This window comes from Nostoc sp. UCD121 (assembly GCF_014222285.1).
GTDB lineage: Bacteria > Cyanobacteriota > Cyanobacteriia > Cyanobacteriales > Nostocaceae > Nostoc.
In genome coordinates, this window is the sequence record NZ_JACKZS010000150.1 from 1 (window position 1) to 19,372 (window position 19,372).

Consider the following 19,372-nt stretch of genomic DNA (forward strand, 5'->3'; position numbering starts at 1 on the left):
GTGTTGGGATTGGTGTTGGGATTGGTGTTGGGGTTGGGATTGGGGTTGGGATTGGGGTTGGCGTTGGTGTCGGCGTGGGAACCGAACTATCTGCAAACTCTATACTTCCGGCGACTTTAGACGCATCTATTTTATTTCCTATAGAAACCAGCTTGTTGGAACTGGCATTTTGCAAATCAAATTTACCGTTATTGCGTAAAGTATTACCTCCTAAGTTATTGATACTGCCGATATCCGGTAGGGCAGTTCCAATTACTGTAATACCATCATCAGTGTTATTTTCACTGACATTGTTACGTAATAGAGGACGGGCACTACCAGAGATGACAATCCCAGAACGGTTTTCGTAAATTTTGTTATCTCGAAGGATGGGTGATGCAGTATCACTAATAGCGATACCAAAACCTGTTTTGACGCAGGTATTACCTTGAATTTGACCTTTGGAATTTTTAGCGATCGCAATTCCATTGGCTGCATTCTCACTGAACAAATTACTTAAAATAATTGGGTTAGCCTCACCTGTAGCAAATACTCCTTCCCGCTTACAGTTGGTGAAAGTGTTATTAGCAACAGTAGGAGCAGTTGATTCGATCCAGACACCACTACCACGGCTAGCCAGATTTGTTACAGTGACCCCCCTGAGTTCGGCTTTATCCAGCAACACAAATGTGACATTCTGAGCAGCGAAAGTACGGCTCAAGTAAGTACCACTGCCTTCAATCAAAATGCCCTTGCCAGTGTTTGTTTCATTACCCACCACTGTCACGCCAGATGGAACCGTTAGCGGAAAGACTTCACCGCTAGCAGCATTGTAATTACCATCTGCCAGTTGAATCTTGGTATCAACAGTAGCTACCTTGAGGGCTTGGGTAATAGTTTTGAACGGGGCTTGTTGGCTGCCTGGGTTGGTATCACTGCCTGCTACTGAATTTACGTAAAGAAGTTGAGCCATATTTATACTTTGAGAAAATACATAGCTATCCTAGCGCTAACCATGAAAGTGGGTAGCGTTTGATGCGTTAAGTAACTTAAAGTAGTTCTCACTGCAAAGTTAAAAATTTATGCAAAAGCTTTTGCATAAGTTTTTATTCACGCGAAAGCTATTAAAGAAGGATAATCTGCAATACCTCTTTTAGGGAACGAGAATCTATTACACGCTCAACCCAGCACTCAAGATTGAGCGGCAATAAGCTTATCTAATCTTAATAGAAACGCATTTACCATCAAACCTTCTTTTATCTATTGCATTGATATCAACCTACTAATACTTCCCTTATTTCTCTATTTAATTTGTATTTTGTCAAAACAAATTAGATGCGTTTCTGCTAGGTAGGGGAAATGTTTATAGAGGAGTTTTTCCGATTCTGTGAAAAGCAAAAGAAAAAATAAAATTTGTTTAATTCGTATTTACAAATTCTATTTTCCTTATATAGTATGAATAAGCGAGTTCATCATCCTCCTTTCGAAATAAATCCTGGCGCGAAAAAGTTAACTATTCTCATTCTTAAGAGAGATGACTTTTGTTGTTTGCCTTTATGTCTACTCTGCAAGAAAGACTACTGTGTGGGAACTGGTAGTTTTCTATGACATTAAGGGGAAATGCTGTATAGGTGAGATTTACATATTATTTCTCCGCAACGCCTAAGCTATCGGCATTTAGAAATATTGAGCGTATTTCCTAAACACCATTTTTAGGAGAAAATCACATGGCTATGACAGTGGAAACAGCCCAGTTAAATAACCAAAGCATTTTGGAAAGTTTTGGTTTAGTTGAAGAACTTGACGAACAAGCTGGGGAAATAATTTCTGGTGGTTCTGAGAAATTCTCCATTAGAAATGGAACACAGAACCGGATTTATTACACAGTGGATGGCGTACAATCTGTAATAAAACCCGGTCAAGAACAGAGAATAAGTACCAATCTTGGTGGGAAAATTAGATTTGATAGAGATATTCGAGACACAAGAGTAGTACTGAGATCATATAACCTAAACGATTCTACAAGATATGAATTTCGACCCAATGATAAGACTAGTAATCCCAATGATATTGATCTCTATCTGGTCTGAGTAATGTAATCTGGCTGTTCAGGTTATTTAGGATTTGCAAAAAAGTTTTTTCGTGAGGAGTTAGTCTTAGGAGCAACCCAGTTGCCCAGGCATCAGCTATCCTAATGGGTTACATATTTTCGCTAGGTTAATCTCTGCATTCTCAATAACTGTTGAATTGGCTATCGATGAACTATACACAATTTCAGGAGAAACTTAAATGGCTATTACCATCAAACCAACCTTGTTAAACAACCAAAGTATTTTAGAAAATATTGCTTTGGTGGAAGAAATTCATGAACAAGCGGCAGAAATAATTTCTGGTGGTCAATCTGGCAATTTGTTCAATAAAGAAATATCTGCTTTTGAAGGGGATGACATAGAAATAGACCCAAATGAAGTGGAAGACGATAAGCCAAAAACATCTGGAGGAATTCTCCAACAGGCTAATTTTGCATTTGGCTAGGACAGAATAAACGGAAACAGAAATCGTTACTGTTAAGAGGTTGTTTGAAAAGTAGTTAGCTGTGATTCTAGGCAGTTGTTGATCCCCCCTAACCCACGCCAGTCGCTCCATTTGGGGAGACCCCTTCTCTACGAGACGCTCCGCGTTGGCGGAAGCCTCTCTTAGAGAAGGCGCTAGCCTCTCCCCTTGGGAGAAGACTGCGCCCACTCCCCTTAAAAAGCTACCGTGTACACACAAATCATCTGATCCCCCTAAATCCCCCTTAAAAAGGGGGACTTGAAGAAATTTCCCCCCTTTTTAAGGGGGGTTAGGGGGGATCAAAACACTGTTAGACAACTTTATAAGACTTGTGTGTACACCGTAGCCTTTCCAAGGGGGAACCGGAATTAAAGCCCCCCTTTTTAAGGGGAATTTAGGTTGATCTAGAACGTTTTGCTACCAACAATAGGACTTTTTAAATATCCTCTAAGTAGGGCTTGCTGAATAAACGTAAAACCTTTGTATGGGTGGGTTTTATAAATCAATTGTTGATTTTAGTAATAACTGATTTGCTAAACCTGCCCTTACCTTAAGAGTTCGATGATTGCGATCGCTCTTAACCTCTTTTTCCACGGTCAATAAAAATTTTCTGCGTAAATCCTCATTCAATATAGTCAACTTCTTTCACTGTATTTTCGCCCCAAAGATTACGCTTGAAAATGAAATACAAAATTGTCCTTCAACACAGTGAAGAAGATTGTGGTGCAGCCTCTTTAGCTACGATTTCCCAACACTACGGACGCACATTTACCCTCAACCGGGTGCGGGAAGCTGTTGGTACTGGGGCGAGAGGAACTACTCTATTGGGATTAAGGCGAGGTGCAGAAGCCTTGGGATTCCATAGTAGACAAGTTAAAGCCACTCCCCAACTCATCAACCAATTAGATCAAGCTCCTTTACCTGCGATTATTCACTGGAAAGGCTACCACTGGGTAGTATTATACGGTCAGAAAGGCAATAAATATGTCATTGGCGATCCTGGTGTTGGTATCCGTTACCTGACTCACGAGGAGTTAATTAAAGGTTGGAATAATGGGGTGATGCTGCTACTCCTTCCCGATGAAAGCCGCTTTTATCAACAAGAATCAGATAAAATTGGCGGTTTTGGGCGTTATTTGCAACGGGTTTATCCATATCGCTTTATTATCGCCCAAGCAATTTCCCTCAACATTGCGATCGGTCTACTTTCCCTTGCATCTCCCTTTATGATGCAACTACTCACCGATGATGTCTTAGTCCGAGGAGATACTCAACTATTAACCACCGTCGCTATTGGCGTAATCACTCTGAATTTAATTAGAAGCGCCATTAGTTTAGTACAATCGCACCTGATCGGTTATTTCAGCCAAAGATTGCAATTAGGACTAATTCTAGAATACGGGCGCAAACTCTTACATTTACCCCTATCTTATTTTGAAGGACGACGCAGTGGGGAAGTTGTCAGCCGCATTGCAGATGTTCACGCTATCAATAACTTAGTTTCCCAGATTGTTCTCGGATTACCCAGTCAATTTTTTATTGCTGTAGTCTCCTTGGGCTTTATGCTCTTTTACACTTGGGAGTTAACTCTAGCTTCTATAGTTGCATTTCTCATAATCACGGCTGTTAACTTACTTTTCTTACCAGCACTGCGCCAAAAAACCCGCAATATGATTGTTTCTGGTACAGAAAACCAAGGTTTTTTGGTAGAAACATTTCGGGGAGTACAAGTCTTAAAAACTACCCAAGCTACACCCCAAGCCTGGGAAGAATATCAAGGAAATTTTGGTCGTCTGGCTAACTTGGGCTGGAGTACCATGCAGTTAGGACTTTACAGCAGCACAGTTACAAGTGTTTTTTCGACATTTATTAATATTGGTATTCTCTGGATTGGTAGCTATTTAGTAATTAATCGGACTTTGACAATTGGACAATTGATTGCCTATAACGGCATGAGTAGCAATTTTCTCGGATTTTTGAGTTCTGCCATCGATTTAGTAGATGAGTTTATCACCTCCCAAATAGTTATTCAACGTCTGACAGAAGTTATTGATGCTACTCCAGAAGATGAAAATGATGTTAAAAAGCAATGGGTAGAAATTCCTGCTAATGCAGATATCGTCTGCACGGAAATTAATTTTCACCACACAGGGAAAGTTGATTTACTGCAAGATTTTTCTGTAACTATTCCTGGCGGAAAAGCAATTGCTCTAATTGGTAAATCTGGCTGTGGTAAAAGTACCCTAGCAAAATTGATTCCTGGTTTATATACAATTCAATCAGGAAATATTCGCTATGGCTTTTATAACCAGCAAGATATCTCTTTGGAATGTTTGCGGCAACAGGTGGTTTTAATACCACAAGAAGCCCATTTTTGGAGTCGGTCTATTCTGGATAATTTCCAATTTAGTTATCCTCACCTTAGTTTTAGAGATATTATTATCGCCTGTCAAATTACTGGTGCAGACGAATTTATCAGGGAACTACCTGATAAATACCAAACTGTCTTAGGAGAATTTGGGGCTAATCTTTCTGGTGGACAAAAGCAAAGATTAGCTATAGCTAGAGCCATAGTTACTAACCCACCTATTTTAATTTTAGATGAGTCTACCAGCGCCCTCGATCCAGTGAGTGAAGCACAAATACTAGATAGGCTTTTAGAGTATCGCCAGGGTAAAACTACTATTTTGATTAGTCATCGGCCTAGAGTTATCCAGCGTGCAGATTGGATTATTTTTCTAGAACAAGGACGGTTAAAAATTGAAGGGACAGTAGAAGATTTGCGACAAATTAATGGAGAGCATTTAGACTTTTTAGATGATGTAATTTTGAGTATTTCAGACGCGATAAATCGCTTCTCTACATGAGGATTTTGGCTTAACTGAACTGTATTGGCTAATATCTTCACCTATTTTTCAATTTTGAAGTGTCTAACTATGGTTAACGTTCACAACACAGACTTTTTACAACCAATTCAAACAGATGAATTTCTCCCACCAATTAGTCGTTGGATTACCTTTGGTGGGCTATTTGTTCTCTGCGTTTTGGGATTAGCGATTCCCGTTGCCACAGTCACAAAATATAAGGTGACAGTGAAAGGGCAGGCAGTTGTCCGTCCATCTGGAGAAGTGCGAATTGTGCAGGCGGCAACTGAAGGCCAAGTTATGCAGATTCATGTCAAAGAAAATCAAGTTGTCAAAGCCGGAGATGCGATCGCCATTATTGACGACTCCCGCTTACAAACGAAAAAAAGCCAACTGCAAACTAATATTGAGCAAGCGAAGTTGCAGCTAGTGCAAATCAAGGCTCAAATTCACACTTTTAACAGGCAAACTCGCGCCGAAACTGCTAAATTTAACCGGATTATGACTGCTAGCGAGGCGACATTAAGCGATCGCCAGCGCCAATATCAGGATAAAAAAATTAGCGCTGTGGCTGAATTCCAAGAAGCTCAAGCTAATCTCCATTCTACTAGGGCAGCTTTGAATGCAGCGAAGTTAAAGCAAAAGCGATATGAGAGTGTAGCGGAAGCATTGTCTAGGGATAAATTAGAGGAAGCACAGTTAGCTACAAAACAACAAGAACAAGCAGTATTTGCTGCGATCGCTAAAAAGCAACGTGTAGAAGCAGCCTTAAATCCCAGTCATGCAGAAGTAGAAATTGCTACTGAGCGAATAGCCCAAGAAAAATACGCAGGTGAAAGTCACAAAGCCGTTTTAGAAAAAGAACGGCAAGGAATGATCAAGCAACAGATTGAAGTAGAAAAACAGTTAGAGCGTGATACTAGAGAACTACAGCAAGTGGAAAATGAACTTAATCACACCACTATCACTGCTACTGCTGATGGTATTATTTCTCAGATAAACTTGCGTAACCCCGGTCAAACCGTGCGTCCTGGCGAAGAAGTCTTGCAGATTGTCCCCAGTCATGCAAAGCAGATTGTCAAGGCAGTAGTGGCATCTGAAGATAAAAGTAAGCTCAAAATTGGTCAACAAGTTCAAATGCGGGTTAGTGCTTGTCCCTACCCAGATTATGGTACTCTCAACGGTAAGGTAGAGGCGATTTCTCCAGATGCTATGACTCCCCCAACAAATAGCACAAATGGATCTCCTTCTTATCCCAATACTACTCCGAAAGCGGCTATCTCAGGTGCTTTTTATCAGGTAACTATTGAGCCGGAAAGTCTGTTTTTAGGTAAAGGTAAAAATCTGTGTCCCATTCAGTTGGGAATGGAAGGTAGAGTAGATATTATTTCTCGTGAAGAAACAGTACTGCAATTTTTCTTGAGAAAAGCGAGATTAATTGCAGATGTATAATGCTAAATGAAATAATTACAATTTCAGGACTTACGTAATATTTCCACCGACTTACTTAGATGTTTTGCTTGCTTTTTTAAATCACTGTACTTTCTGTCGCTTTGGTAATGTAGAGGAGAGTTGACTCAAAATCTTGACGAATTTCAGCAAGTTGTTTTACCCAAGTGTTAGAAGCAGCGATCGCACTTGCTTCTTGTTGACGTGCGGCTGCAATTTGCATAATGATACTGGCAGTAGGGTCGAGAGTCCATTTGTGATTGATTTACAATATGCAGGGCATTTGGTAAAAATAGCTACCCACGAAAAGTTTGCTAATAATACGTTAAATAGCAGAAAAATATGACTAAGATCATCTTAATTACAGGCATAAGCAAAGGTCTAGGTTATGCGATGACCGAGCGTTTTATTCAAGAGGGACATACTGTTATTGGTTGCGCTCGTTCATCAGATGCTATCCAGAAAATAAGTCAGAAGTTTAGCGCGCCCAACGATTTCACATCTGTAGACGTGGCAAATGAACAGCAAGTAGAAAAATGGGCACTAGATGTATTGAACAAATATGAACCGCCAGATATAGTGATTAATAATGCAGCAGTTACTAATTACCCAGCACCTTTGTGGGAAATACCATCCGAAGAATTTTCTGATCTAATAGATATCAATATTAAAGGAGTAGTGAATATAATTCGCCATTTCGTACCAGCAATGGTGAAAAACAAACGGGGTATTATTGTTAACTTTAGTTCTGGCTGGGGACGTTCGACTTCAGCCCAAGTCGCACCATACTGTGCTTCCAAGTGGGCAATAGAAGGATTAACTCGTTCTTTGGCACAAGAATTGCCGACTGGTATGGCAGCTATACCCCTCAATCCAGGGATTATTCATACTGATATGCTCTCTATTAGCTTTGGAGAAGAAGCTGCTAATTATACACCCGTGTCCGATTGGGTATTGAAAGCTGTGCCATTTATTCTCAAGTTGAAACCCAAAGATAACGGGATTCCTTTGACTGTACATTAACGTGAGTTCGACGAACTCACGCTACATTAACCACAGTAAGGGTTGTTGTGTGGTTGCAGCAGGCTAACTTTTACAAACAAGCAGCCAAGTGCAACTGTTCTTTTAAAAGCAACTGATGGCAACTTGAGATAAGCCAGTAACTAGTCCCAATATGACAAAAGGTGGTTTTATATCCAAAAGTTGTGAAGTTTACAACTTACAACGCTAGATTAAATGGTATTTTAAGAAAATTGTAATTCAGTACCAATTTCTTCCAGTAAGTCCTAAAAAAGGGAGAAGCAGGGAGAAGAGTTTCCCCTCTGCCTCTCTACCCTAATTTCCTTTTAATACGGCCACTTCCAATCACGAATTTCCGGCATATCGTCGCCGTACTTCTCAATGTAATGTTTGTGTTCGATCAGTTTATCTTGCAACTGCTGTTTGACATAAGCTGCCCTATATCCTAGTTTTGGTACGCGATCAATTACATCCATTACTAGATGGAAGCGATCTAGATCGTTAAGCACAACCATATCAAAGGGAGTGGTGGTGGTTCCTTCTTCCTTATAGCCACGCACATGCAAATTATCATGGTTGGGCTGGCGATAGGTTAGGCGATGAATCAGCCAAGGATAGCCATGAAATGCAAAGATAATCGGTTTGTTTGTGGTAAAAATTGTTTCAAAGTCCTTTTCCCTCAAACCGTGGGGATGTTCGCTTTTTGGCTGTAATGTCATCAAATCGACTACGTTCACTACGCGCACCTTTAACTCAGGGAAGTGCTGGCGCAAAATATCCACAGCCGCTAAGGTTTCTAAGGTGGGAATATCCCCAGCACAAGCCATTACTACATCTGGATCACTGTCTTTGTCGTTGCTTGCCCATTCCCAAATACCGATGCCTTTGGTGCAGTGCTTGATAGCAGCATCCATATTTAGGTATTGCAATGCTGGTTGCTTGCCGGCAACGATGACGTTGACATAGTTGCGGCTTCTTAAACAGTGGTCAGTTACCGATAGCAGAGTGTTAGCATCGGGCGGCAAATACACGCGAACGATTTCTGCTTTTTTGTTGATTACATGGTCAATAAAACCGGGATCTTGGTGGGAGAAGCCGTTATGGTCTTGCCGCCAAACGTGGGAGGTGAGTAGATAATTGAGGGAAGCAATCGGTTTACGCCAGGGAATATGTCTAGTCGTTTTCAGCCATTTGGCGTGCTGATTGAACATTGAGTCAATGATGTGGATAAATGCCTCATAGCAAGAGAAAAACCCGTGCCGTCCTGTGAGGAGGTAGCCTTCTAACCATCCTTGACAATTAGTTTCGCTGAGAATTTCCATCACCCGACCATCGGGGGAAAGGTGGTCATCTTCGGGGAGGATCTGGGCTGCCCAATCCCGGTCTGTGACTTCTAGCACAGCGCCTAAGCGATTCGATACTGTTTCGTCGGGGCCGACGATGCGGAAGTTGCGGCTTTCTTGGTTAAGTTGCATGATATCCCGGAGGAAAATGCCTGCAACTTGGGTAGCTTCAGCGATCGCTTGCCCTGGTTTGAGAACATCTACAGCATACTTTTGAAAGTCGGGCATTTTCAGGTCGCGTAGCAAAAGACCGCCGTTAGCGTGGGGATTGTCACCCATACGTCGATGACCTTTGGGAGCTAATTCTGCTAGTTCTGGAATCAGTGTGCCGTTAGCGTCGAAGAGTTCTTCTGGGTTGTAACTCTTCATCCAATCTTCTAGGAGTTTCAGGTGGTCTGGCTGTTTGGCGATGTTGCCAAAGGGAACTTGGTGCGATCGCCAAGAACCTTCTGTTTTTTTGCCATCCACTTCTTTTGGCCCTGTCCACCCTTTGGGGGTTCTCATGACAATCATTGGCCATTGGGGACGTTTAGTGAAACCATGTACACGGGCTTCTCTTTGGATACTTTGAATTTCCGCGATCGCTATATCTAGAGTCGCCGCCATCTGCTGGTGGACATCTGCGGGATCGTCACCTTCGACAAAATAGGGCTTGTAGCCATAGCCGACAAATAAGCTTTCTAATTCCTCATGGCTGATCCGTGCCAATACTGTTGGGTTAGCAATTTTATACCCATTCAAGTGGAGGATCGGCAATACAGCCCCATCATGCACGGGGTTAAGAAACTTGTTGGAATGCCAGCTAGTTGCTAAAGCACCTGTTTCGGCTTCACCGTCACCGACAACAGCAGCAACAATTAAGTCAGGGTTATCAAAGGCAGCACCATAAGCGTGGACGAGGGCATAACCTAATTCCCCACCTTCGTGAATCGAACCAGGAGTTTCCGGTGCTACGTGACTGGGAATACCACCGGGGAAAGAAAATTGTTTGAAGAGTTTCTGGATTCCTTCAGCATCTTGGGAGATATTGTGATAATACTCAGTGTAAGTGCCTTCTAGGTAGGTATTGGCTACCAGTCCAGGGCCTCCATGACCAGGGCCAGCAATATAAATCGTGTTTAGGTCATATTTTTTGATGACCCGATTCAGGTGAGCATATATCAAGTTCAGCCCTGGCGTTGTTCCCCAGTGACCCAACAGTCTGGGTTTGACGTGTTCCAGCTTTAGCGGTTCTCTCAGTAGCGGATTGTCGAGTAGATATATCTGCCCAACGGAAAGATAGTTAGCAGCACGCCAGTAGGCGTTTATCTTACGTAATTCTTCTTCTGTTAAAGGCTTTGTTTGTGGAGTCGTTGCTAATGTCATTTCGACACTCCATTACAAAAAGGATTTTGACGGCTTCATCACTATGTAATTTTACTTATTTTCAAGATGATGGCCATCTAACCCATGATGAATTTTTCCAGCCTTTGCTACAAGATTCCTTCACTCTTGGCACAGGATGGAGAGGTGATGAATTATGAATTATGAATTACGAATTATGACAATATTAAAAAGCAAAACAGAATGCGTACAGTAAGAGCGTATAAATTACGAATCTCTTTAGCGCATCGTCTTATAGAGAAGAACGAGCTTCCTTACGAATTACGAATTATGAAATATTATCCACTTGAAAAATCTGTTGAGCAGTTAATTAATTACCTAATTATTTATTTCCAATAACCCAGGCGGTGGCGTAATTTCAATCCGATTAGATTTCAAGTCTACGACTGGTGCGATCGCTTCCACGAATGGAATCAAAACAGTCTTTTGCTTTTTGCCAGTAGCAAAGGATTCATGGAACTTTATTTCTAACAAATCATTGCCGGCGGGGATGATGTCTACCACCGTACCAACGAGTTCGCCAGATGCTTGCATGAAGACTTCCACGCCAATCAAATCGAGGACATGATATTCATCTTCGGCTAATTGGGGGCGATCGCTCACTGGCACCATTAGTTTACAACCACGCAACGCCTCTGCCTGATCGCAAGTTTCCACACCAGCTAATTTGATTACATACAAGTTTTTGTTACTAATACAACGTCCTGTTAATAATTCAATTGGTTGTGGTTCTGTGCCATCTAAACGCAACAACCAACGTTTTCCCGGTACTTCAAATCTTTCGGGAAAGTCAGATACAGGATAAACCTTTAATTCTCCAGACAATCCTTGAGGGGAAACAATCTTACCAATTTCTAACCAATTGTCGAGATTAGGAACTGGGGATTGGGTATTGGGAACTACGGGATGGGGATTAGGGGCTGGAGATTGAACATTTTGAATTTTTGAATTTCCTCCTACTTTCTTGCCCCTCTGCCTCTGTGCCCCTCTGCCCGCAATCTCTTTATTAGCTTCTTCGTGTTTCATTTCCATTTTTCCTACTAGTACAACACGGCGGAAATAAACCACCCATCCAAATCAATGAAATGCTTACGCTGTATTCATTTTTAACTTTTAATTTTTTATTTTTAATTCCGCCTTGCGGTACTAGGCAGTCACCGCCGCACCTTTATAAGCTTCTTCAGCCACTTTTGCTAAACGTTGCATAGCAATGGCTATCTCTTCATCTGTACCTGTGAGGCTGATACGGAAACATTGGTGCTTGTGCGCCCACTCTTCCTCTAAACCAGGAAAAAAGGTGCTTCCTGGGACAATAATCACACCTACTTGCTTAACTAGCTGGTAAAATTCCCAGTCACTCATGGGTAAATCCTGTAACCACAACCAAGCAAAAATTGCTCCTTCACCGCGATGGAGGAACCAAGGTAAATTCTTGGGCATCGCTTCTTCTAAGCTGGTTTCTAAAACGGTAAATTTATTTTGGTAAAAAGGACGGATGACAGTGTGAGAAATTTCTACTAAAGCACCAGAACTGATTGCATAAGCTGCGATCGCTTGGCCGTAACGTGAAGAATGAAGGCTCATATTTGCTTGAAAACACTCCAGCACTTCAATCCACTTTTCATCCCCAATGGCAATACCAATCCTTTCTCCTGGTAATCCCGCTTTCGATAAACTCATGCAGTGCAAGATATTATCACCAAACACTGGTGTCATTTCGGTAAAGTTCAATGCTGGAAAGGGAGGCGCATAAGCCGAGTCAATTAACACAGGCAGATTATAAGGCGCAGCTAGGGCAGCAATTTTCTTCACCTCCTCATCAGTAAGGACATTACCAGTGGGATTACAGGGGCGAGAAAAGAGGACACAACCGGTATTTTCTGTAATCGACAGTTGGCTGAAGTCGGGGCGATATTTAAATCGGTGGGCGGCTGCATCAATATCAAGAGTTGGTTTGTAAGCAGTTAAGGCTTTTGGAACTAAGCAGATACCACCGTAACCTGTGTAATCAGGACTCAGGGGTAAAACGATTTGTTTTAACTCGCCGCTAGAGGTGTAGCCACCAAAGCTATTAACTGCGTAGAAGTAGAGGCTTTGACTACCAGGGGTGATCAGGATATTGCGATCGCTTAAGTTTAACCCGTAGCGTTTATTAAAGTCGTTTGCGATCGCTTGAATTAATGGTGCATAGCCCTGACTTGAACCGTAACGACAAACTACCTCACCATATTCTGGACTAGCCAAAAGCTGTGCAGTACAATCCCGCCATAACTGCTCTACTTCTGGCAAAATCAACGGATTACCAGCACTCAAATTAATAAATTGCTGCCCTGCACCCCCTCTTAATGTCTCGATAATATCCTTCATGATTGCTCTTACGCCAGTCAGGTTGGACATTTGAGCGCCAATTTGAGTTAGGGCAGGGTTCATAAGCTGTGACAAAATAATGTATTAATCGAGAGGTGAACAAATTATTTGGGGGTTGCTGCTGACATCTAGTTTACATCGTTGCCAAAACAGCTGTCGCCGCCTTAACCAATCTAGCGAGAGAATGATATTTTAACAAAGTCAGGACTTACACAAAAAATAGCCTAAACTTTTATTTTCCGATAGGGTAATTCATATAGCCGGTTCTCCAACGGAGTACCCGCAGGGTATTGCCTTACCGCGTGTAGTTTTGCGTAAGTCCTAAAATTCAGAAGGCAGGAGGTCGAAGGCAGGAGGCAGGAGGAACCCACGTTTAAAAATGTGGGATTGAAGTAAGGACGCTTTATACCGCACTTCTCTGCGAGACGCTACCGTGAACGTGCCGTTACGCTAACGCGCTGCGCGTCTCGGTATAATTCTTTTTATGAACTGGGCAAAAGAGCCTGAAACTTTAGTTTCAATTGATACTCCTAACCTCCTGCCTTCTGCCTCCTAACTCCTGCCTTTTTTGTAAAAAAATTCCCGTCTTGAACCACGGTGGAGAACGTCAAATAACTATTAACTATATATAGGAGGGGCTGAGGTTGCAAGTTAAAGCCGCAGTGGCTTACAGCGCAGGTAAGCCGTTAACGATTGAAACCGTTCAACTATCGGGGCCACAAGCTGGCGAAGTGTTAGTTGAGATAAAAGCCAGTGGGATTTGCCATACCGACGCTTTTACCCTATCTGGTGACGATCCCGAAGGTTTGTTTCCGGCTATTTTGGGGCATGAAGGTGCTGGTGTGGTAGTGGAAGTAGGCGCTGGTGTCACCAGTCTCAAACCAGGGGATCATGTTATTCCCCTATATACTCCCGAATGCCGCCAGTGCGAATATTGTCTGAGCTTCAAAACTAATCTCTGTCAAGCCATTCGCTTAACTCAAGGACGTGGTGTCATGCCCGATGGCACAAGTCGCTTTAGCATCGACGGGCAGATGATTCATCATTATATGGGTACATCCACTTTTGCCAACTATACGGTGCTGCCGGAAATCGCCCTGGCAAAAATTCGTGAAGATGCCCCATTTGAAAAGGTTTGTTACATTGGCTGTGGTGTTACTACTGGTATTGGCGCAGTTATCAATACTGCCAAAGTGGAACCAGGAGCAAATGTAGTGGTTTTCGGCTTGGGTGGTATTGGCTTAAATGTCATCCAGGGAGCGCGAATGGTAGGGGCGAATATGATTGTCGGGGTGGATATTAATCCCAGCAAACGCGCCTTGGCAGAAAAGTTTGGGATGACGCACTTTGTCAATCCCCAGGAAGTAGAGGGTGATTTAGTTCCCTATCTGGTTGACTTAACAAAAGGCGGTGCTGATTACAGTTTTGAATGTATCGGTAATGTCAAAATTATGCGTCAAGCATTAGAATGCTGCCATAAAGGTTGGGGTGTCAGCGTGATTATTGGGGTTGCTGGTGCTGGACAAGAAATCAGCACTCGTCCTTTTCAATTAGTAACTGGGCGCGTTTGGAAAGGTTCAGCATTCGGAGGTGCGAGAGGACGTACAGATGTGCCGAAAATTGTTGATTGGTATATGCAAGGCAAAATAAATATTGATGATTTAATTACCCATGTGATGCCGATTGAACAAATTAATGATGCTTTTGAATTGATGCACAAAGGTGAATCAATTCGGAGTGTGGTGACTTTCTAATTCGTAATTCGTAATACTTCTCTGCGAGAGGCTGCGCCAACGGCTACGCTCAGTACAAGTTCGTAATTCGTAATTTGTACCTGATACTTACGCAGACAGTTTTGTAGGTTGGGTGCAGCGTTAGCGTAACCCAACATAAAATTTGGTGGTAATGTTGGGTTGCGTTTCACTCCACCCAACCTACATAAATTAGATGAGGTTTATTTAGATAGACGAGTCATTTCAAACAATTGCTGGGCATTACTTCCTAAAAAAGCATCAAAAAGTACCTGCTTTCCAGGCTCGATTTCGACTAGATAACGCTGGGCTATTTCATAATAAGCGTAAGTCCAAGGGATCTGAATTTCTGCGCCACTGTTATCATCTAGCACTGTCACCATTTCTGTTACAGCTTGAGTTGCAGTTTGTCGCAAACCACAGGCAACATTTCCCTCTATCTCTGCTTTCATTGGTACACCCAGATGAGCTAAACCACTCGCAGTAGTATCAATGTCTGGATATTCTGGGGTGTTCTGTCTGTTGACGTAGCCTGTAAAATGGTTGACACCATATCCGTGCAGCAACACCCAAGCACCATACTGAGTAGCCTGATTTACCTGTTCGACAACAGAACGCCTGGGAGGTAGCCAAGGACGGGTGAAGACTTGCTGAAGTTGTTTGGCAATGGTTTCAATCTCCGCGTCTTTTTTGAGAAGAGTAACGGGTGAGGCTAGTTGGTGTGGGATTGCAGATACTGTTTTAGATATGAGTTGAGCAATATTAGTAGGCAATTCATCAACAATTAACTCGCTGATAAAGAGTTTGGGTAAGTTAAATTCCTCTTGCTGCGGATGATGATAATGCCGGGCATATAGATGAGTTTGAGCAAAATTATACTCTCCAGCCGCCACGTAACCCAAAGCTTCTGCAAATTGTGCGAGATAGTCAATTCCTAAATTAACTTGACCCTGCGGACTATCTACTAATAAACGCAAAGACCGAAAGGCGATGTGGTCGTTGGCAACAGTCCCACCCGCAGTAGTTATCATTTGCTGGTAAGTACGGGCATGATTTACTCTGGCGCTGTATTCTTGCCAAAGTAATTTCCATAAATTTAAGGCTATTTTATTTGTCATTTGTCATTTGTTATTTGTCATTGGTCATTGGTCATTTGTTATTTGTCATTTTTTAAGAAGTTAGAATGTTGCTGATAATCTGAAGGGCGATTTGAATTTGGTCGCTGTCGATAACTAGAGGGGGACAGAAACGAATTGCTGCTTTACCGCAACCTAGTAATAATAAACCGCGTAAAAAAGCTTCTTGAATAATGCGATCGCGCAATTTATGATCAAGATTACCCTGTTCATCCAATAAATCCACGGCTACCATCAAACCTTTACCTCGTGGCGGCGATACTCTGGGAAATCTTTGATGCAACTCGGTAAGACTAGCTTGTAAGAATTCTCCCATCTGGGTAGCGTTTGCCATCAAACTACTTTCTAACAATCGCAACGTGGCAATACCAGCAGCACAAGCTACGGGATTACCGCCAAATGTGGTAGCGTGAGAACCTGGAGGCCAAGTCATTAACTCTGGTCTGGCAAGTATCGCTCCTAATGGCAAACCACTGGCGATACCTTTGGCAGTGGTAATAATATCAGGCATCACACCCCAATGCTCGATCGCAAATAAGCGACCAGTCCGCCCCATTCCCGCTTGCACTTCATCCACCACCATCAGAATACCGTGGCGATCGCAAATATCCCGAATCCGTTTTAAAAAACCATCCTCTGGTACGATATATCCACCCTCTCCTTGAATCGGCTCAACTACGATCGCGGCTACTTCTTGCGGTGGTAAAATTGTTCCAAATAGCTGTTGTTCCAGGTAGTCTAAGCTGGCGTGAGTGCCGTAGGGGATATGTGTCACCCCAGGAACTAAAGGGCCAAAATTTGCTCGTTGCACTGCTTTAGAACCCGTGAGAGACATTGCCCCATAAGTGCGTCCGTGAAATGCGCCTAAGAATGCCACAATTAGCGATCGCTTGGTGTAATATCGAGCTAGTTTGATCGCTCCTTCGTTCGATTCTGCCCCGGAATTGGTAAAAAATACTTTTGCGGGGAACCCAATATTACTATGTGGCTGAGGAAAAGGGGCGCGAATTGCTAATTGTTCCGCTAGTTCCACCATCGGCTCATAATAAAAATCCGTCCCTGACATGTGCAGCAGACGTTCGGACTGTTCTTGAATTGCTTTGACAACTTCCGGGTGGGCGTGTCCGGTGGCGGTAACGGCTATACCTGCGGTCATATCCAGAAATACATTACCATCCACATCTTCTACCATACAGCCCTGTCCGCGAGATACAACTAACGGGTAATCGCGGGTGTAAGAAGGAGAAGTGACGGCGCGATCGCGTTGTACAATTGCTTGAGCGCGAGGCCCAGGTAAGGAAGTTATTAAATTGGGTGTACGAGGTAAATTTAAGTTAATAGGGATACTTAACATTATCTTTTCAATTTTTTAAAGATTACTGATGATTAAACGCTAAAGATTGATTAGTGACAGTAGCATTTGATGCCATTGATGTAGAAATTACGCATTTACCGAAAAAGCTTCATAGTAAATATTTTTGTATTTTGTAAGACTTTGCCCGTTTTTATAACACAACTTTTGCGATCGCGTCCCCACTTAACCACAAAATTAGGTAATAACGGCCAGCTACGCCTACACAATAGTTAGAACAGCAGCGGTATTAGTAACTTTTGTGACTCCAAAAGTTAGTTTTCAAGTCGCATTAGTAGCTTTTGCGACTCCAAAAGTTAGTTTTCAAGTCGCATTAGTAACTTTTGCGACTCCAAAAGTTAGTTTTCAAGTCGCATTAGTAGCTTTTGCGACTCCAAAAGCTAGTTTTCAAGTCACATTAGTAGCTTTTGCGACTCCGTTAGTTCAGCAGTAGCCAGAAGACTTCAATTTTACTCTCTGCGCCTCTGCGTGAGCTTATTCAGCAACGCCAACCACGATAACTCACAAAAAGCGTGTCACCATCAACATTAGCCATTAATAAATCTGGGCGTATGTTCTGGCAAGATGGAAAGTTAATATACAACGGTAACTACAAAATAGAAAAATACTTGGGTGCTGCTACCTGATGAACCGCAAAAAATTAAAGTATTAAAAACTGAATTAAGCATCGAACCAATTCGAGCAGATTCCGTTACATTTTTACAAACAGAAAATCGGATTTTACATTTAGAATTTCAAACTCAGTTAAGGGTTATTAGTGTAGATAATTGGTCTTTAGAGACGCGATAAATTGCCGTCTCTACAAGTGTTTTGGTCTTATCTGAATTGTATTGAATTAAAAACATCTAATTTCCATAGACTCAACTAAAAAACTTTTCCACGCATCTCACAAATATCTCCACACCCATTCCTAAGGCGGTTTCGTCAAAATCAAACCGGGGATGATGATGAGGATACGCCAAATCTTTCTCTGAATTTGCAGAACCTAAAAAGAAATAGCAGCCAGGAACCTCTTGCAAGAAAAATGACATATCTTCAGCAGCCATAGTTTGACATTCTGGCACAATACCCAACGGGGTTTCTACTACTTCTTCTGCTACAGTTCGCACCAATTCTGCCATTTTAATATCATTAATTACTGGTGGATAAAGTGCCCAGTATTCTAAGTCATAACTCGCACCATGACTTTGACAAATTCCAGCAATAATCTGCTCGACGCGCTGGTTAAAAAAGCCTTTCAAACTAGGATTAAAATACCTGATAGTAGCACTCATTCTCGCTGTATCAGCAATCACATTCCGCTTGGTTCCAGCATGAAGTTCGCCCACTGTTACCACAGCCGAATCAATGGGATTCACATTCCGGGCGACAATGGTTTGCAAGGCATTTACAATTTGGGCAGCAACTACAACAGAGTCAACAGTTTGATGGGGTAGTGCGCCGTGTCCACCTTTGCCCAAAATTGTGCAGTTAAAACACTCCACAGCTGCCATCAACGCCCCAGCCCGCACACCCACTGTTCCCAAGGGTAAATTATTCCACAAGTGCAAACCAATAATCGCGTCAACATCAGGATTTTTCAAAACTCCAGCTTCAATCATCGGCTTTGCGCCTCCTGGTGATTCTTCGGCTGGCTGAAAGATAATTTTTACTATACCTGAGAAGTCTTGGCGATGCTGGTGCAGATAATAAGCTGTACCTAATGCGATCGCAGTATGTCCATCATGTCCACAAGCGTGCATCACTCCATCATGCTGCGATTTATAGGGCACTTCGTTAAGTTCTTGGATTGGCAAAGCATCCATATCTGCCCGAATCGCTAAAACTTTCTCTGCACCTAATTTGTTACCCTTAATCGTGGCAACAATGCCAGTGTGTGCAATGCCAGTTTGATGCTCAATTCCCCACTCTTGCAGCTTTTGTGATACGAACTCAGCCGTCAGTTTTTCTTGAAAACCCAACTCTGGTTGTTGATGCAATCGCCGCCGCCACTCTACTAATTGCGGTTGCAATGAACGAATTGCCAACCGGATGCGAGATAGATCAATAGAAGAGGGATTGGGAAATGTAGAAACCATTATGAAGACAAGCTAGTTTAAGTACAGCTAACTTAGTCTATCGTAATAAATCGGGCATGGGGCATGGGGTATGGGGC

Annotated in this window: 17 protein-coding genes; 8 read left to right on the forward strand and 9 right to left on the reverse strand. The window is 42.5% G+C overall.

Features of this window, described 5'->3' with window-relative positions; all coding sequences use genetic code 11:
• The coding region (locus GNF10_RS25390; protein WP_185607259.1) for a DUF1565 domain-containing protein at window positions 1-952 on the reverse strand (952 nt) is incomplete at its 3' end.
• A 754-nt stretch (window positions 953-1,706) separates the two neighbouring features.
• Between GNF10_RS25390 and GNF10_RS25395 the strand changes: the two genes are divergently transcribed.
• The 4 genes from GNF10_RS25395 (at window position 1,707) to GNF10_RS25410 (ending at window position 6,848) form a co-directional block, all read left to right on the forward strand.
• Entirely contained in the window at window positions 1,707-2,069 is a 363-nt protein-coding gene (locus tag GNF10_RS25395) for a hypothetical protein (RefSeq protein ID WP_185580312.1), read from the forward strand.
• Window positions 2,070-2,268: 199 nt separating this feature from the next.
• Window positions 2,269-2,514 carry a hypothetical protein gene (locus GNF10_RS25400; protein WP_185580313.1) on the forward strand — a complete coding sequence of 82 codons (246 nt, stop codon included), beginning with the start codon at window positions 2,269-2,271 and terminating at the stop codon, window positions 2,512-2,514.
• Between the two features lie 698 nt (window positions 2,515-3,212).
• Window positions 3,213-5,399 (forward strand): peptidase domain-containing ABC transporter, encoded by a 2,187-nt coding sequence (locus GNF10_RS25405; RefSeq protein ID WP_185580314.1) that lies wholly within the window; start codon window positions 3,213-3,215, stop codon window positions 5,397-5,399.
• 69 nt (window positions 5,400-5,468) lie between these two features.
• Window positions 5,469-6,848, forward strand: a complete 1,380-nt coding sequence (locus GNF10_RS25410) for an HlyD family efflux transporter periplasmic adaptor subunit (RefSeq protein ID WP_185580315.1) — start codon at window positions 5,469-5,471, stop codon at window positions 6,846-6,848.
• Between the two features lie 76 nt (window positions 6,849-6,924).
• On the opposite strand, the gene GNF10_RS25415 is transcribed toward GNF10_RS25410, so the two are convergent.
• Window positions 6,925-7,068 carry a hypothetical protein gene (locus GNF10_RS25415; RefSeq protein ID WP_185580316.1) on the reverse strand — a complete coding sequence of 48 codons (144 nt, stop codon included), beginning with the start codon at window positions 7,066-7,068 and terminating at the stop codon, window positions 6,925-6,927.
• Window positions 7,069-7,187: 119 nt separating this feature from the next.
• On the opposite strand from GNF10_RS25415, the gene GNF10_RS25420 reads away from it, so the two are divergent.
• Window positions 7,188-7,868, forward strand: coding sequence for an SDR family oxidoreductase (locus tag GNF10_RS25420; RefSeq protein WP_185580317.1), 681 nt, complete (start codon window positions 7,188-7,190; stop codon window positions 7,866-7,868).
• A gap of 323 nt (window positions 7,869-8,191) precedes the next feature.
• Here GNF10_RS25420 and GNF10_RS25425 read toward each other — a convergent pair whose 3' ends face one another.
• The 3 genes from GNF10_RS25425 to GNF10_RS25435 form a co-directional block, all read right to left on the reverse strand.
• Complete coding sequence (locus GNF10_RS25425; protein ID WP_185580318.1) at window positions 8,192-10,573, reverse strand: phosphoketolase; 2,382 nt, start codon at window positions 10,571-10,573, stop codon at window positions 8,192-8,194.
• 336 nt (window positions 10,574-10,909) lie between these two features.
• A complete protein-coding gene (gene rimM, locus GNF10_RS25430) occupies window positions 10,910-11,617 on the reverse strand; it encodes a ribosome maturation factor RimM (RefSeq protein WP_185580319.1) in 708 nt (235 codons plus the stop codon).
• A gap of 120 nt (window positions 11,618-11,737) precedes the next feature.
• A complete protein-coding gene (locus GNF10_RS25435) occupies window positions 11,738-13,021 on the reverse strand; it encodes a valine--pyruvate transaminase (protein WP_185580320.1) in 1,284 nt (427 codons plus the stop codon).
• A gap of 581 nt (window positions 13,022-13,602) precedes the next feature.
• Here GNF10_RS25435 and GNF10_RS25440 point away from each other — a divergent pair.
• A complete protein-coding gene (locus GNF10_RS25440; RefSeq protein ID WP_185580321.1) occupies window positions 13,603-14,712 on the forward strand; it encodes an S-(hydroxymethyl)glutathione dehydrogenase/class III alcohol dehydrogenase in 1,110 nt (369 codons plus the stop codon).
• Here the strand turns inward: GNF10_RS25440 and GNF10_RS25445 are convergent.
• Genes GNF10_RS25445 through GNF10_RS25455 form a run of 3 tightly spaced genes read right to left on the reverse strand, consistent with a single transcriptional unit; the run spans window position 14,709 to window position 17,199 of the window.
• The gene (locus tag GNF10_RS25445; protein ID WP_185580322.1) at window positions 14,709-14,882 is read right to left on the reverse strand and encodes a hypothetical protein; all 174 of its coding nucleotides are present in this window, start codon (window positions 14,880-14,882) and stop codon (window positions 14,709-14,711) included. The two genes, GNF10_RS25440 and GNF10_RS25445, sit on opposite strands and share 4 nt — an antisense overlap.
• Window positions 14,883-14,912: 30 nt before the next feature.
• Complete coding sequence (locus tag GNF10_RS25450; RefSeq protein ID WP_185580323.1) at window positions 14,913-15,827, reverse strand: DUF1338 domain-containing protein; 915 nt, start codon at window positions 15,825-15,827, stop codon at window positions 14,913-14,915.
• A gap of 52 nt (window positions 15,828-15,879) precedes the next feature.
• Window positions 15,880-17,199 carry an acetyl ornithine aminotransferase family protein gene (locus GNF10_RS25455; protein WP_185580324.1) on the reverse strand — a complete coding sequence of 440 codons (1,320 nt, stop codon included), beginning with the start codon at window positions 17,197-17,199 and terminating at the stop codon, window positions 15,880-15,882.
• Window positions 17,200-17,458: 259 nt separating this feature from the next.
• On the opposite strand from GNF10_RS25455, the gene GNF10_RS25460 reads away from it, so the two are divergent.
• Together GNF10_RS25460 and GNF10_RS25465 are read left to right on the forward strand one after the other, a co-directional pair.
• On the forward strand, window positions 17,459-17,650 hold the full coding sequence (locus tag GNF10_RS25460) for a hypothetical protein (protein ID WP_185580325.1): 192 nt from the start codon (window positions 17,459-17,461) through the stop codon (window positions 17,648-17,650).
• Between the two features lie 179 nt (window positions 17,651-17,829).
• Entirely contained in the window at window positions 17,830-18,006 is a 177-nt protein-coding gene (locus tag GNF10_RS25465; RefSeq protein WP_185580327.1) for a hypothetical protein, read from the forward strand.
• A 71-nt stretch (window positions 18,007-18,077) separates the two neighbouring features.
• Here the strand turns inward: GNF10_RS25465 and GNF10_RS25470 are convergent, their stop codons facing one another.
• On the reverse strand, window positions 18,078-19,295 hold the full coding sequence (locus GNF10_RS25470) for a M20 family metallopeptidase (RefSeq protein ID WP_185580326.1): 1,218 nt from the start codon (window positions 19,293-19,295) through the stop codon (window positions 18,078-18,080).
• Window positions 19,296-19,372: the final 77 nt, after the last annotated feature.